General features: G+C 55.9%; 13 protein-coding genes, 1 tRNA gene and 2 pseudogenes. 12 read left to right on the top strand and 4 right to left on the bottom strand.

What is annotated here, in order from left to right; all coding sequences use genetic code 11:
- Positions 1–104 precede the first annotated feature (104 nt).
- Positions 105–827: a lysophospholipid acyltransferase family protein gene (locus AC07VR_RS05945; RefSeq protein WP_495010694.1), complete on the bottom strand. Its 723-nt coding sequence runs from the start codon at positions 825–827 to the stop codon at positions 105–107.
- Between the two features lie 215 nt (positions 828–1,042).
- On the bottom strand, positions 1,043–1,732 hold the full coding sequence (locus AC07VR_RS05940) for a crotonase/enoyl-CoA hydratase family protein (RefSeq protein ID WP_494993948.1): 690 nt from the start codon (positions 1,730–1,732) through the stop codon (positions 1,043–1,045).
- A gap of 318 nt (positions 1,733–2,050) precedes the next feature.
- Here AC07VR_RS05940 and AC07VR_RS05935 point away from each other — a divergent pair.
- From AC07VR_RS05935 to AC07VR_RS05905, 7 genes and pseudogenes are all read left to right on the top strand, one after another.
- Positions 2,051–2,140: transfer RNA gene (locus AC07VR_RS05935), tRNA-Ser, on the top strand.
- A 388-nt stretch (positions 2,141–2,528) separates the two neighbouring features.
- Positions 2,529–2,790: pseudogene (locus AC07VR_RS05930) on the top strand (DUF4113 domain-containing protein); the annotation flags it as partial.
- Between the two features lie 172 nt (positions 2,791–2,962).
- On the top strand, positions 2,963–3,892 hold the full coding sequence (locus AC07VR_RS05925; protein WP_494993947.1) for a LysR family transcriptional regulator: 930 nt from the start codon (positions 2,963–2,965) through the stop codon (positions 3,890–3,892).
- Between the two features lie 244 nt (positions 3,893–4,136).
- Positions 4,137–5,591: an FAD-dependent tricarballylate dehydrogenase TcuA gene (tcuA, locus tag AC07VR_RS05920; protein WP_495010693.1), complete on the top strand. Its 1,455-nt coding sequence runs from the start codon at positions 4,137–4,139 to the stop codon at positions 5,589–5,591.
- Positions 5,578–6,735, top strand: a complete 1,158-nt coding sequence (gene tcuB / locus AC07VR_RS05915; protein WP_494993945.1) for a tricarballylate utilization 4Fe-4S protein TcuB — start codon at positions 5,578–5,580, stop codon at positions 6,733–6,735. The genes tcuA and tcuB overlap by 14 nt, the downstream gene beginning before the upstream one ends.
- A 47-nt stretch (positions 6,736–6,782) precedes the next feature.
- Positions 6,783–8,096 (top strand): MFS transporter, encoded by a 1,314-nt coding sequence (locus AC07VR_RS05910; RefSeq protein ID WP_495010692.1) that lies wholly within the window; start codon positions 6,783–6,785, stop codon positions 8,094–8,096.
- 323 nt (positions 8,097–8,419) lie between these two features.
- Positions 8,420–8,674, top strand: a pseudogene (locus AC07VR_RS05905) (OprD family outer membrane porin); the annotation flags it as partial.
- On the opposite strand, the gene AC07VR_RS05900 reads toward AC07VR_RS05905, so the two are convergent.
- A complete protein-coding gene (locus AC07VR_RS05900; protein ID WP_495010691.1) occupies positions 8,608–8,994 on the bottom strand; it encodes an Arm DNA-binding domain-containing protein in 387 nt (128 codons plus the stop codon). The pseudogene AC07VR_RS05905 and the gene AC07VR_RS05900 sit on opposite strands and share 67 nt — an antisense overlap.
- Before the next feature lie 574 nt (positions 8,995–9,568).
- Between AC07VR_RS05900 and AC07VR_RS05895 the strand changes: the two genes are divergently transcribed.
- Positions 9,569–10,702, top strand: a complete 1,134-nt coding sequence (locus AC07VR_RS05895; protein ID WP_495010690.1) for a hypothetical protein — start codon at positions 9,569–9,571, stop codon at positions 10,700–10,702.
- 84 nt (positions 10,703–10,786) lie between these two features.
- On the opposite strand, the gene AC07VR_RS05890 is transcribed toward AC07VR_RS05895, so the two are convergent.
- Positions 10,787–11,143 carry a hypothetical protein gene (locus AC07VR_RS05890; RefSeq protein ID WP_494993940.1) on the bottom strand — a complete coding sequence of 119 codons (357 nt, stop codon included), beginning with the start codon at positions 11,141–11,143 and terminating at the stop codon, positions 10,787–10,789.
- A gap of 285 nt (positions 11,144–11,428) precedes the next feature.
- On the opposite strand from AC07VR_RS05890, the gene AC07VR_RS05885 reads away from it, so the two are divergent.
- From AC07VR_RS05885 to AC07VR_RS05870, 4 genes are all read left to right on the top strand, one after another.
- Positions 11,429–11,800, top strand: a complete 372-nt coding sequence (locus AC07VR_RS05885; protein WP_494993939.1) for a cupin domain-containing protein — start codon at positions 11,429–11,431, stop codon at positions 11,798–11,800.
- A gap of 157 nt (positions 11,801–11,957) precedes the next feature.
- Positions 11,958–12,194 (top strand): hypothetical protein, encoded by a 237-nt coding sequence (locus AC07VR_RS05880; RefSeq protein WP_494993938.1) that lies wholly within the window; start codon positions 11,958–11,960, stop codon positions 12,192–12,194.
- 208 nt (positions 12,195–12,402) lie between these two features.
- The gene (locus AC07VR_RS05875) at positions 12,403–12,822 is read left to right on the top strand and encodes a glycine zipper domain-containing protein (RefSeq protein WP_494993937.1); all 420 of its coding nucleotides are present in this window, start codon (positions 12,403–12,405) and stop codon (positions 12,820–12,822) included.
- 214 nt (positions 12,823–13,036) lie between these two features.
- Entirely contained in the window at positions 13,037–13,792 is a 756-nt protein-coding gene (locus tag AC07VR_RS05870) for a thioesterase II family protein (RefSeq protein WP_495010689.1), read from the top strand.
- Positions 13,793–13,960: the final 168 nt, after the last annotated feature.

Below are 13,960 nucleotides of genomic sequence, written 5' to 3'. Positions count from 1 at the left end.
CAGTGGCAGGCATGGTGCAACTTAGCGTGCTCTACCTGATCAGAGTCAGCAACAACGCGGTAGTTCGCAAGCAAAAAAAAAGCCCGCACGAGGCGGGCTTGGCATCAGGCCGGTTGTAGCTGCTGATCCATCGACTCGATGCACGCGCGCATCTGCTCGCGGCACTGGGCGATCAACATCGGCATATCGTCCAGGCTCAACCCGGCGGTGGGAATCGCCGGCAGCGAGCGAATCAGGATTTTGCCGCTGCGCCAACGGTTCAGGCGCATTTGCTTGATATAGCTGCTGACACACACCGGGACGATCGGCACCCCGGCGGCAATGGCCATTTGAAATGCGCCTTTCTTGAATGGCAGCAACTCTTCGCCGAGGTTGCGCGTGCCTTCCGGAAACACCCAGATCGAGGTGTCCTTGTGCCGCAACGTGTGGGTGGTGGTCAGCATTGATTGACGGGCCTTGTGGGCGTTGCCACGGTCGATCAGCACATTCCCCGCGAGCCAGAACAACTGCCCGAATAACGGTACCCATTTCAGGCTCTTCTTGCCGATGCACACTGTGCGCCGCGGCACTATGTTGCCGAGCACGAACAAATCATAGTTGGACTGGTGATTGGCGATGATCACGCAACCTGGGGGGGTGTCCATCAGTGGACCGACCTCGGCCTTTACCCGCAGGCGCAAAATACACATGGCCGGCCAGGCGTAGAGACGGGCGCACAAACGACTGTTATCCGGATTGAACGGTCGGCACAGCCCGAGCAATACCCCGAGCACGCCAGCGCTGATAAAGTGCAGGCTCATCAATAACATACGAAACAAATACAGCATTTACAGGCCCGCCGGGACAAAAGGTGGCGCAGTGTACGGATGTGCACTGTTTTCGGCAATTGCCTGTATAGACGTGGGAGATGGCCGATGTTTAAGCGCATGTTTCCGACTTATAGCGTCAGATGCGGTTTAGAGCGGCCGAGGGACTTTAAACGGCGGGTACAAGAAAAAGCCCGGCTATAGAGGCCGGGCTTTCTCATTGATGCGCTCGAGCGTTAGCCCAAATGTTCCTGATCCTGGATGATCGCGTTATCCAGCGTCTCCAGCAGTGCCTTGCGCACTTTCAGCTTGGTGTTCTTGTGGGCGGTCATGTTGATCTTCTTCAATTGACGCGCGGCTGCCAGCGCAGCGGCTTGCAACTCTTGCGGTGCCACGACCTTGTCGAGGAAGCCCGCATCCACCGCGCCTTGCGGGTCAAACATCTCGCCGTTGATCACCGAACGATGGAATGCCGACTTGCGCAAGCGATCACGGGCCAGCTCGATACCGGCGTGGTGCATGGTCATGCCGATCTGAACTTCGTTCAGGCCAATGCTGAACGGACCCTCGACCCCGATCCGGTAATCGGCCGACAACAGGATAAAGGCACCCTTGGCCACCGCGTGCCCGGGGCAGGCGACAATGACCGGGAAGGGGTGAGACAACAGGCGACGAGCCAGGGTCGACCCCGACGTCACCAGGCTGACCGCTTCCTTAGGGCCGGCTGTCATCACCTTCAAGTCATAACCGCCCGACAGAATCCCTGGCTGACCGGTAATGATCACTACCGCACGATCCTTCTCTGCCTGGTCCAGCGCAGCATTGAAAGCAGCTATCACGTCCGGGGAAATGGCATTGACCTTGCCATTGCTCAAGGTCAGGGTCGCGATACCGTCTTCGAGGTGGTAAGAAATCAACTCACTCATGACGCTATTCCTTGTAATGAAGTGGGGCAGACGTTACCCACCGCGGTAGGTCAGGTAAAGCGCCGTGACTGACTGATGAGTCAGCCTTTGTCCGCCCGGCAAGCGTAGCCGGCCACGCCGGCGGCGTATTGCTCTCTATATAGAGGTGAAGGCCAGGCCAGAGATTGGCCGGTTTGCCATGGCCGAACACAAGGTCCAATCGCGCCGAGCGACATAAATGCCTAAGCGCATGAAAATTCTGAAAAAAATATTTGCCATCGGAAAAGCTTTCGACTACATTAGCGCGCCTCGACAGACAGAACATGTTTGAAGAGATACGGTGAAGTGTCCGAGTGGCTTAAGGAGCACGCCTGGAAAGTGTGTATACAAGAAATTGTATCGAGAGTTCGAATCTCTCCTTCACCGCCACATTTAAACGTTAAAGCCCTGATTATTCGGGGCTTTTTCGTTTCTGCGTTTCTGAAAAAAAATCCAGCCCATACTTTGGCCCATACCCTGGACGGCTCAGTGCTTTACGACCAAAGGCTGATTTTTCGACAGTTTCTAAGCGGTGCAGCCCAGCAGCGGTCCATCGATCGATCTGACTCGCCTCGTTGTAATCGGGATCATCATTTGACCGACATCAACGCACGAACGCTTGCCAGCGATTGTCTGTTGGCGCCGACGCCGAATTGACCCAGTTACCGAGATGCCACTGACCCAGTCTGATTCCTCGTGAACCATTTCCTGTGCTGGATTTCTGCCGATTGGAGTTGGGTCAGTCTTGCGTCGGCACGTAGGTCAATTCGGAGTCGGTGCCAACACCAAGGTTCTGCTACTCAATCTTTGCCAACCGGGTGAGTACACCGATGATCTGTTCGCAATGTCCCAGCCGAACGAAGCGAGCAGGATTAGGGCGGTGCTGGACAAGATCAACGGGCGGTGGGGCAGGGGGACATTGCGGGCGGCCAGTGTGCTGAGTCACCCGGATTGGGGGGATGCGAAGGGAGATAATGAGTCAGAGTGTAGGCGCTGATGCGGAATCGCCCATCTGCTGGGGCAAGACTGCCCTAACATAAATAGGTAGATACCCAGCACAGGCGGCTCAGGATACTAAACACCTCCCAGCCTTAAACGAATAAAAGACAAAGGAAAAAGCCGACCTATTGGTAATCACCCAGCCGATGGCCGACACGAAGTTCAGGCAAAAGGTAGACTACTTGTTTATCCTTCGTCCGGAGTCGCTTCCCCTTGGAACTCAAGCAACTGCGCTATTTCGTGAAGATCGTCGAGCATGGCAGCCTTGGCCGTGCTGCATTGGAGCTGGACGTCGGCGTCTCAGCGCTAAGCCAGCAGATCGGCAAGCTTGAGAGTGAACTGTCGACTCGCCTGCTAAACCGTACCAGCACTGGCGTGACTCCGACCAGCGCCGGGTTCGCCTTCCTGCACCACGCCCAGTTGACCTTACGCCAGGCGGAGAACGCGATCCTGGCAGCACATCGCGGGCGCATGAGTGGATACGTCAGTGTCGGTCTGCCACCCACCACTGCCACGGTTCTAGCGCTGCCGTTGATCAATGCAATGCGCGAGCGTTACCCGGACATCCAGCTGCACCTGGTGGAGATGCTGTCCGGGCACCTCGCGGCGCAGCTCAATGCGCGGCAGATCGATCTGGCAATCCTGTTTCAACTCGAAGGAGGCAAGCGCTGGAGCGTGACGCCGTTGCTGGACGAAAAACTATTCGTGATTACCTCCCGAGAACTGCCAGGCGCACCGCGCGGCGACAGCGTGCAACTGGCAGATATTGGTCAACTGCCTCTGGTGATGCCCAGCTCCCAACATGGGCTGCGTGCGACTCTGATGACCGCATTTGAACGCTCGGGCGTGACGCCTAACATCATCATGGAGGTAGACGGACTAGTCGTGCTGATGAACGCGGTACGGGCCGGACACGCCGCTACGATTCAACCAGGTGCCGCCGCAGCATTAGAAGGGGCATCGGGACTGTCGCTGGTACAGATCGCTGATGCGCACGTTGGGCGTAGGAATTTGCTGGCGACTCTTGCTGACGACGAACTATCCCCCGCTGCTCTGGCGACGCGGGTCGTGATAACCGATGTAGTGCGGCACTTGGTCAATGATCGGCAGTGGCCCGGAGCGCGTTTGATTGAGGAAATTTGAGACTTAGAACAATATCACCGAACGTATGCCTTACAGGCAATGCCGCCCACTCAATAGTTGTTCGCCTCGCATACCGTTGCGATCAAAGGGGCCGCTGCCCGAAGAGAATTCACTTCTCCCCCCTTTAGCAAAACTAAAGCCCCCATGTAAAAACCCGCCTTTCGCCCCCTTGGACGTCGCACTACTGTTCGCCCACTTGCCAGCAGCAACTCGTTCCCGTCTGCTTGCGAATTGAGGAGAAACGATGGTCGATGTTTTGGTTATAGGTGGCGGTAACGCGGCCTTGTGCGCGGCGCTGATGGCGCGGGAAGCCGGTGCCAGCGTGATGTTGCTGGAAGGCTCGCCAAAGGTCTGGCGCGGTGGTAATTCACAACACACGCGCAACCTGCGCTGTATGCATGATGCGCCGCAGGATGTGCTGGTCGACGCGTATCCGGAAGAAGAATATTGGCAGGACTTGCTCAAAGTTACCGGCGGCATCACCAATGAAAAATTGGCACGCATTGCCATTCGCGCCTCTTCCTCGTGTCGCGACTGGATGCGATCCCACGGCGTGCATTTCCAACCGCCGCTGTCCGGCGCGTTGCATGTAGCGCGCACCAATGCGTTCTTTATGGGCGGAGGCAAGGCACTGGTCAATGCGTACTTTCGTAGCGCTGAACGCCTAGGCGTCAAGATTCGCTACAACGCTCAAGTAACCGATATCGAGCTGAAAGATGGAAAATTCGTCGCCGCACACATAGGCGAGCGCGAGGTCGATGGACAGCATTTGCCTGCCGAACGTGTTGAAGCCCGCTCCTGCGTGCTGGCAGCAGGTGGCTTCGAATCCAACCGCGAATGGCTGCGCGAGGCCTGGGGCCAAAACGAACGTGGCGAATGGCCGTCGGATAACTTTCTGATCCGTGGCACGCGTTTCAATACCGGGGTGTTGCTGCGCCGCATGCAGGATCTCGGCGCTGACATCATAGGCGATCCGACACAGGCGCACATGGTCGCCATCGACGCCCGGGCGCCGCTTTACGACGGTGGGATCTGCACCCGCATCGACTGCGTGTCGTTGGGCGTGGTGGTCAACCGCGACGGCGAGCGCTTCTACGACGAAGGCGAAGATTTCTGGCCCAAGCGCTATGCAATCTGGGGTCGGCTGGTGGCTGGTCAACCCAACCAGCAGGCGTATTCGATCATCGACCAGCAGGCGATCGGCCGATTCATGCCGCCGGTTTTTCCCGGTACCAAGGCCAACTCACTGCAAGAGCTCGCGCGTCTTCTGGAATTGCCAGAAGCGCAGTTCATGCAAACCATCGAAAACTACAACCGTGCCTGTCAGGTCGGAACTTTCGACCACACCGCCCTGGACGACTGCCACACGAATGACCTGACACCTGCCAAGACACACTGGGCACGGCCTTTGGTCAAACCGCCGTTTTATGGCTATCCGCTTAAACCTGGTGTGACCTTCACCTACCTGGGCTTGGCCACCGACGAAACTGCTGCTGTGTACTTCAAAGGTAAAGCCAGTCCGAATCTGTTTGTCGCCGGAGAAATGATGGCGGGCAACGTGCTGGGCAAGGGATACACCGCCGGCATCGGCATGGCCATAGGCACCGCTTTCGGGCGTATCGCTGGCGTTCAGGCGGCGGCCTCGGTGGGTTTCGGCCCTTCTACTGTGATATCGGAATCTCGTCATGCAACTGTTTGATCCCCAAGCGTCCAGCCAACTGATCCCAGTCCTTAATCTGGAGGAAAGTGAAGTTGAGCGGCAGATGACCATCTGCAATGCCTGTCGCTATTGCGAAGGTTTCTGTGCGGTGTTTCCGGCCATGACCCGGCGTCTGGAGTTCACGCAGGCGGACATCCATTACCTGGCGAACCTATGCCACAACTGCGGCGCTTGCCTTTCGGCGTGCCAGTACGCAGCGCCCCATGAGTTTGCAGTCAATGTGCCTAAAGCAATGGCCAAGGTGCGTCTGAACACTTATGCCGAGTACGTTTGGCCGCAGCCGTTGGGCAAGCTTTACCAACGTAACGGCCTAACCCTGGCTCTGGCTTCAGGTGGCGGGTTGGCGTTGTTTCTGTGCTTGACCCTGGTGGTGATGGGTAATCTGTTCACGGCCATACCGGGTGGCAATTTCTACGGTATTTTCCCGCACAACACACTGGCCCTAATGTTTGGCGCAGTGTTCGGCTTTGCGGCACTGGCCCTGACAATCGGAGTACGAAGCTTCTGGCGTAACGTCTCACCTGCCGACGCGCCGCTACCACTGAAAACCTCTGCCGCCCTGGAAGCCACAGCCAACGTCGCACAGCTCAAGTATCTGGACGGCGGCCACGCAGAAGGCTGCAACAACGACGATGACAAATTCACTTTATGGCGCCGTCGCTTCCACCACTTCACCTTCTACGGCTTCATGCTGTGCTTCGCCGCCACGGCTGTGGCCACGCTCTATCACCTCCTGCTTGACTGGTCTGCCCCATACCCAATCTTCAGTCTGCCGGTGATGCTCGGAATCCTCGGCGGTACCGGCCTGTTGGTGGGCCCGGCCGGATTGCTATGGATGAATCTGCGTCGCAACCCGGAACAGGGAGATGAGAACCAGAAACCCATGGATCGCGGATTCATCGCGCTGCTGTTGCTGGTCAGTTCCAGCGGCCTGGCATTGCTCGCTTTGCGCGAGACCAGCGCCTTGGGCCTGCTGCTGGCCATCCACCTGGGACTGGTTATGGCGTTCTTTCTAACCATGCCCTACAGCAAATTCGCCCACGGTATCTTCCGTAGCGCCGCGCTACTCAAGTACTCCATCGAAAAACGTCTACCCAGCCCGATCAACGCCGGCAGTGACTGACCGTCACAACCTCTATTCCAATAACAATATCGAGTATCACTGTAACCATGACCAAAATAAAAACGGAAAACACCCGATCCCGGACGTCAAAATTCGGCGCCATCATAAGGGTTACCAGCGGCAACTTTCTCGAACAGTTCGACTTCTTTCTGTTCGGGTTCTACGCAACCTACATATCCCAGACGTTCTTCCCTGCAAGCAGTGAGTTCGCCTCGCTGATGATGACCTTCGCCGTATTCGGTTCGGGTTTTCTGATGCGTCCATTGGGCGCCATCGTGCTTGGCGCTTACATCGACAAGGTGGGTCGTCGCAAGGGTTTGATTGTGACTCTGTCGATCATGGCATGCGGCACGGTTCTGATCGCATTGGTACCGGGGTATGCCAGCATTGGAGTCGCGGCACCGATTCTGGTGCTGTTGGGTCGATTGCTTCAGGGCTTCTCGGCTGGCGCAGAACTGGGCGGTGTGTCGGTTTATCTGGCCGAGATCGCAACGCCGGGCCGTACTGGTTTCTACACCAGTTGGCAGTCGGCCAGCCAACAGATCGCGATCATCCTTGCGGCGGCGTTGGGCTATGGGATCAACGCCTATCTGAATGCAACCGAGATAGCTGCGTGGGGCTGGCGCATTCCGTTCTTCATCGGCTGCGTGATCATCCCGTTCATTTTCATCATTCGTCGTTCGTTGCAGGAAACCGAAGCGTTCAAGGCTCGTGCGCATCATCCAAGTACTGCTGAAGTGTTCCGCTCCATGAGGGAAAACTGGCGCACAGTGCTGGCGGGTGGACTGTTGGCATCGATGACCACGACTACCTTCTACCTGATCACCGTATACACCCCGACGTTCGGAAGAACGGTGCTGCACTTGAGCACCACTGATAGCCTGGTGGTGACGTTGTTTGTGGGCCTCAGCAATTTCATTTGGTTGCCCATCGGCGGTGCGATTTCAGATCGAATCGGCCGCCGTCCACTGCTGTTGGCGATCTCGCTGCTGTGCATTTTCACCGCGTATCCGGCCATGCATTGGCTTGCTGAGGCCGCCAGTTTTGAGCGGTTGTTGGTGGTCTTGCTGTACTTCTCATTCTTCTTCGGCGTGTACAACGGTGCAATGGTCGCGGCGTTGACTGAAGTCATGCCACAGAATGTGCGGGTGGTGGGTTTTTCTTTGGCCTTCAGCCTGGCGACCGCAATTTTTGGTGGGTTTACCCCGGCGATGTCGACCTTTCTGGTGCAGGCAACCGGTGACAAGGCGTCTCCGGCATATTGGTTGATGTTCGCAGCGTTGTGCGGGTTCTCGGCAACGATGGTCTTGTATCGACAACGTAATAGGTCAGTGGCTGATTTGGCTCAAACCGCCGACTAGCAAAACATATTGACCGAACAACATTTCCCCTGTCTAAAGCATGCTCGTAGAAGTAGTAATGATTATTGCTGAGTGATCCGTTTAGTCAGGGGCTGTATGTTTAATGTGATTGGCGTTATCAGCATTGATAGGCGATGCTTTGGAGTCGGTTAAATAATGGCTGGAAAAGTGGTAGTAGAGATTTAAGTGTTTGAATTTTCGTGCTGCATGTTTTTATATAGATAAAAGCTGTCTGACAGTTATCTGTTTGTATTGTTGCGGATTGGCTGTCTTTTGTATTGATTGTGTTGATTAAAATAAAAAAACCGGAGCGCTATAGGTGAATAAGAAAAAAAGTTTCTATAATTTTTGCGCTGAGCAGTATTGCTCTGAGTACCCAAGCGTATGCTGACTTCCTACGTGATAGTAAAGCTACCTTGGGAGTGAAAAACTACTACTTCAATAACGACAACCGTGATGGCACCGCTGCCCCTTCGAAAACCGAAGAGTGGGCGCAAGGTTTCATGTTGGATTATAAGTCGGGATACACTGATGGCACGATCGGTTTTGGCGTTGATGCTCTGGGTTTGCTGGCCCTGGCTGCATCCTGAGCTAAACGTTCAGCTTCTTTTTCCAGCCATTGCCGCTCCAACTCCTCATCCCGACAGGTAAGCGGATCAACGCCGGACTTACTCAGCTTTCTGACTTCTGCTGCTTTTTCGCGGGCTACCGCAAGACTTACTTCGGGGTGCCTACCCAGTCCCATGTCTTGGCTCTTGCCAGCGAGCTTGTAGCGAAAGATCCAACTGGCGCCACCGGTACGGCCGAGTTTTAAGTAGAGGCCGTCACCATCGTTGGTCATTCCGGGTAACCCCGATCTGACTATTTTTTCTACCGCTTTGGTCGTTAGAGATGCCATCGATCACCTCCTATGAAAGGCTGACGACTCAATCTAAATGAATGCCAGCCCATACTCCAGCCCATACCTTGGACCCTGGCTTCCCGTAGTTACGCTTGGATCACAAAAGAAAATATCTTCGTCAACTGTATGTTTTTATAGAATTTTTATTGAGGTAGTTAACCGCCTATGGACTTCTAGAAACACTAAAGTGGCGGACTCCTTCACCGCCATATTAGAAACACGCGAAGCCCCTGACTTTCCTGGAGAAAGTCAGGGGCTTCGTGGTTTCTGTCGTCTGAAAAAAGGCGGTTTGGGACCAGCGCCAGGGATTCAGGGCATGTTCAAGGATGCCAATGACGTCCGGACCGTCCTCATTCGTCAGCGGATGACTGGCCTGGGTGTGAGCCGAAACCGTACCTTCTCACCGGATTTTTTTGATCCCTTTTTCGCCACCTATACTTAATGCACCGTAGGCGGACGCGCTGAATGTTCCGTTCGGATGGGGGGGCTGGAAAGGCTGCAAAGGCACCATCTGCAGCTTGTTGGGAGGGAAGAGAGCGCCCGTTGAGGATTGCAGAGCAAATAAACCGGTATGAGCAGCGTGAAGGGCTTGGTTGAAACATCTGCGATGGCGGATGGGCTACCGTTGTCGAGTCTGTTTTGGGGGGCTGCGATCTTGAATTTGCGATCCCTGATCGTCGTCTTGATGGTTGCGTTGGTGAGTTGCGCCACACCCTATCGCGTCCCTGAAGTGACTGCGCCGGTTCCGATCACGGAGAGTATCTGGCAGCAAGTCGATCGGGACATCGTCGCCGCATCGCAAGCCGCGACAGAGCAAGCCAAAACTTATGCTCGCGGCTCCATGGAGCACTGGAGGGACCTCGTCTACCAGCGCACCGAGTCGGACTTCATTCCGTGGTATACCAACTACTGGACCCAGGAATGGCTGTCCATGAAGGTGACCTGGTACACGCTGAACGCAAAGGGCGAGACAGATCCTTCGGCAAAACGATTGACTGCCTATTTGCAGGAGCAGTACCACGATCGCGTGCTGGCCCCTGCCGCCGTGGAGATCGATCCCGATACGATTCTGATGCAGGCAACGCAACTCTACGTCCAGGTCCTGGGCAAAGAACTTCAGGAAATAGCGCAGCGCTATGATGTTTCTGCGGATCAATTCGACCAGCGGCTCAAAGGCATTCCAGCGATCGTGCTGGCGCCCCCACCCGACCACAGCGCTTCGCTCTATCAGATTGTCCACGCCAATCCGCTCGCCAGGCAGCCGGCTTATGTAGCCCTGATCAATCGGATCCATAATGCCCCCGGAGGGGTGGGAGCGGGGGCATCGGACGCAGGTATTACGTCAGTGGCGAAACAGACCAGCGCAAAACTGGAGGCTGAGCTCGCCGGCAGGGGTGCTGCAGGCGCTATTGCTGTGGTAGCCGGCCGGGTAGTAGGCTCGCTGATTTCCATGGGAGTGGCAGGTGTCCACGCCATCACCCAGGAGAGCGAACGGCCGGACCTGGAAGCGCAGGTTCGCAAAAGCCTGAGCGTCGCCTTTGACCAGGCGTGGCTTAAGCTTGTTGAGAACCCTGCCTCCGGGGTGATGGCGGGGGTCTTTTACCTGTCTGGACAAATTGAAGGAAGTCTCGCCAAACCCGTGACGCTGCCAGCCATACCCGAACTGGTACCAGCGCCGCGAGAAGTTCCCCTGCCAAGCCAGTAACCCCTTGGCGCAATGCAGAAGTTCAAATGGGCGCGAGGTACGCCGCACCACCTCAGTGGTGCGGTGTGCTTTCAAAGGAAGACGCTATGCATGAACTCGCCGTGAAATCTCTTGATAGGTCGTACTGTCAACAGCAGCCAGCAGCTTTCGACCGTCCTTGAGTGTCGCTATAAAAGTCACCTCGGTCTCTTTGCCCGCCAACATAAAACCGGCGATAGCCCCTATGGGACCGAGCAACATTGCGCCTGCTATACCGAGACCTATGGCGTCTTTGACTTTCTTTATAGATTCCTCATTGGCAACCTCCAGCGTTTTCAGCGCCGAAAGGGGGAGGGTGATTCCAGGCCATCGATTGAGGGGGGTTCTGAGGGTGAAAGTGCCATTTCGATATTCTCCATCACCCTGCAGGAAATCCCCCGCTAACACTGTGATGTTTGCCATTTTGATTTTCCCTGGCGGCAATCGGTGAAGAAGTATTGCGCGCTTATCGCGTGCCGACGTCAATATTGTGGCGATGAAATGCAACGCCATTTTTCCCGGCATGTCTGGAAAAGTATCGAGGGCCCGATCAACGGGATTTCAATGATTTCGATCGTCAGCTTCCCACGATTTAAGGACTAGAATTATCAGGCGCATCAATGGGGGGCGATGCCGATGGCTTGTTGGCGGTTAGACGCTTTTGCGCTGCCTGCAGGCTTTCCAGCCACTCAATTGAGGGCCCATATCATGTTCGCTCATGAGCAAATAACCGAGCACAAATCCTTCTCGGAACCCGATGAAACCCGCGAGTTTCCACACGGAAAAGCAGAAATCCTCAAGATTGGCAATTCAGAGGTTGGACGCTTCACATTCAAACCTGGGTGGCGCTGGTCGAATGACATTCAACCTTTGGCACAGACACCTAGTTGCCAGGCCCCGCACTTCCAGTATCACGTCGCCGGTAAGCTTGCCATTCGCATGGATGACGGTACTGAGATCATTGCAGGGCCGGGAGACATCACGTCACTGCCTAGAGGTCACGACGCTTGGGTGGTCGGGGACGAGACTGTGGTGGTGGTGGATTGGTTTGGTGCAAGTAACTATGCCAAGAAGGTCTGAGGTAGTGGGGGTGTGTCTGTGATTCAGGACTGGGAAAAGGAGGTAGATTAAGTAGATCTACCCCTTTGTTCCGGTAAGCATGGGGATACGTCGTCAGGAGTGGCGTGACTGGATGGCGTATGCCTTACTGAGATTTAAACTTCAGAAGGATGCGGTTATGACTGAGCGCCATGTGGATTACGTGGAAACGCTTTCGAATGGATGCAAGATTGAGGTGAAGGCGCAGATCCTGAAGGACGGCTCCCTGCAGTTGCTCGTTGCCGCTTACACGCCGGACGGGAAACCAATCGTGGAGGGCTACAGGCCTGAGATCCATAATCTGGACATGGAGGGCGCGATGGACCTGGCGATAGATGTTGCCAAGCGCATTGGCAATGGCGAAAAACCTCAGTAGTGGTCAACGTTTGGTACCCGTCAGCGGGACCTGCGAGCGAGTGATCAAGCGGGGTGCGAACAGGTTTTTTTTGCCTGTGTGAAAACTCTTTCCTTAAACGAAATGTCCAACCTTCACAACTAGTCAGGTCTGGTAGACCCAGAGGCTGGACATGTCATTATCCAAAATATTCATTTTCCCAATAGTCAGCATTCTTGAGGTTCACATCATGCGTTTAACACTGCCTACTCTGGTTATTGGGCTTTTGCTCGCCCAAGGTGCGATGGCGGCGGGCGATGGTACGGCCGCCGTTGGTGGTGGTCTTGGTGGCGCGTTAGGGAATATGGTTGGTCGGCAAATGGGGGGCAGCACCGGTGCGGCGATTGGCGCGGGTGTTGGCGGCGCAGCGGGGAGTGCGGTAGGCGCTCGCAAGGGCAGCAAGACTAACGCCGCCATTGGTGGCGGTCTCGGCTCGGCGGGTGGTTCGATCATAGGTAACAAGGTGGGCGGGTCGACCGGATCCACCATCGGTGCCGGCCTCGGTGGCGCAGCGGGTGGCGCAGTGGGTAGCAACTTGTCCAACGACGGTGGCAAGAGTCATTCCGGTGGCAAGAGGCACAAACACAAGCACAACTTCAAACACGACTGAGTTTTGATTGGTTGGCGTGTTCAAGCCCGGCCCAGTGCCGGGTTTTTTCGATTTTCAGGTATCGACTTCCGGTGAGTCGCAGGTAGCGGGTGTGGTGGTATTGGGTGTGGCGGTAGAGAGTTACCGATGTTTGAGCAGTTGAGTCATTCAGGATCGCTAATTTACGCGTGCCTTCGTCCGTTCTCTTTACAGACAACCCATTGAGGTAAGCGCGGTGACCAAACTGACACTGTTGTGCCTGCCGTATTCCGGGGCCAGTGCCATGGTCTACAGCCGCTGGCGGCGCAAACTGCCTGAGTGGCTGCATTTGCAACCGGTGGAATTGCCGGGCCGTGGCGCACGTTTTGACGAAGCATTACAGACCGATATGCGTGCGCTGGTGCTGCAACTGGCCAGCGAGTGCAAGCCGTCCCTGACGGCGCCCTATGCGTTGTTCGGCCATAGCCTGGGCGCCTTGCTGGCGTACGAAATGGCCCATGCGTTTCGCTCGCTGGGGTGTTCGGAACCGGTGGCGTTGTTTGCCTCTGGCACCGCGGCGCCGACCCTGCGCGCGGAGTACGATCGGGAACTGGCCGTGCCCAGAACGGACGCGCAGCTGATCGACCAGTTGCGCACCCTTGAAGGGACCCGTGAAGAAGTGCTGGCCAATGAAGAACTGATGAGCCTGGCGTTACCGGTCCTGCGCGCGGACTTTCTGTTATGCGGCAGTTTCCATCCGCTGGCCCGGCCTCTGCTCAAATGCCCGGTGCATGTCCTCGGCGGCACCTCCGACAGGGCCAGCACCGAGCAGTTGATTGGCTGGAGCAAGGAGACCCACGGCAGCTTTTCGATAGACATGCTGGCGGGTGGGCACTTCTTCATCCATGAGCATGAGGCCAAAGTGCTGCGGGTGATCAAGAGTCACCTGCAGGATCATCACCGGCGGCATGCCTTGATGCCAGTCGGTTACCCGTATTCGCCCCCAACCTGAACCCTTCCTGAAGAATTTTCTGATTCACCAGGCGCAAATGTATAGAAGGTTTACTCACCGGAAAACGGCGCGTAAGCTTCGCGCGTTTTCATCAATAGCGGAGACCCACAGTGGGTACTTGTTCGAGTGACAGTAGTCGGCCGGTTTCGGTAACCGGCATATTCTCGG

The organism is Pseudomonas sp. GW821-FHT02H09, assembly GCF_059421425.1.
The sequence above is the reverse complement of the archived record's forward strand: the minus strand, read 5'-3'. Positions and strand labels throughout refer to the sequence as shown.

Excerpts from the sequence above, each read along its gene's own strand:
- AC07VR_RS05945 (WP_495010694.1), bottom strand. The coding sequence starts at position 827 with ATGCTGTATTTGTTTCGTATGTTATTGATGAGCCTGCACTTTATCAGC.
- AC07VR_RS05940 (WP_494993948.1), bottom strand. The coding sequence starts at position 1,732 with ATGAGTGAGTTGATTTCTTACCACCTCGAAGACGGTATCGCGACCCTG.
- tcuA (WP_495010693.1), top strand. The coding sequence starts at position 4,137 with ATGGTCGATGTTTTGGTTATAGGTGGCGGTAACGCGGCCTTGTGCGCG.
- tcuB (WP_494993945.1), top strand. The coding sequence starts at position 5,578 with ATGCAACTGTTTGATCCCCAAGCGTCCAGCCAACTGATCCCAGTCCTT.
- AC07VR_RS05910 (WP_495010692.1), top strand. The coding sequence starts at position 6,783 with ATGACCAAAATAAAAACGGAAAACACCCGATCCCGGACGTCAAAATTC.
- AC07VR_RS05900 (WP_495010691.1), bottom strand. The coding sequence starts at position 8,994 with ATGGCATCTCTAACGACCAAAGCGGTAGAAAAAATAGTCAGATCGGGG.
- AC07VR_RS05895 (WP_495010690.1), top strand. The coding sequence starts at position 9,569 with ATGAGCAGCGTGAAGGGCTTGGTTGAAACATCTGCGATGGCGGATGGG.
- AC07VR_RS05890 (WP_494993940.1), bottom strand. The coding sequence starts at position 11,143 with ATGGCAAACATCACAGTGTTAGCGGGGGATTTCCTGCAGGGTGATGGA.
- AC07VR_RS05885 (WP_494993939.1), top strand. The coding sequence starts at position 11,429 with ATGTTCGCTCATGAGCAAATAACCGAGCACAAATCCTTCTCGGAACCC.
- AC07VR_RS05880 (WP_494993938.1), top strand. The coding sequence starts at position 11,958 with ATGACTGAGCGCCATGTGGATTACGTGGAAACGCTTTCGAATGGATGC.
- AC07VR_RS05875 (WP_494993937.1), top strand. The coding sequence starts at position 12,403 with ATGCGTTTAACACTGCCTACTCTGGTTATTGGGCTTTTGCTCGCCCAA.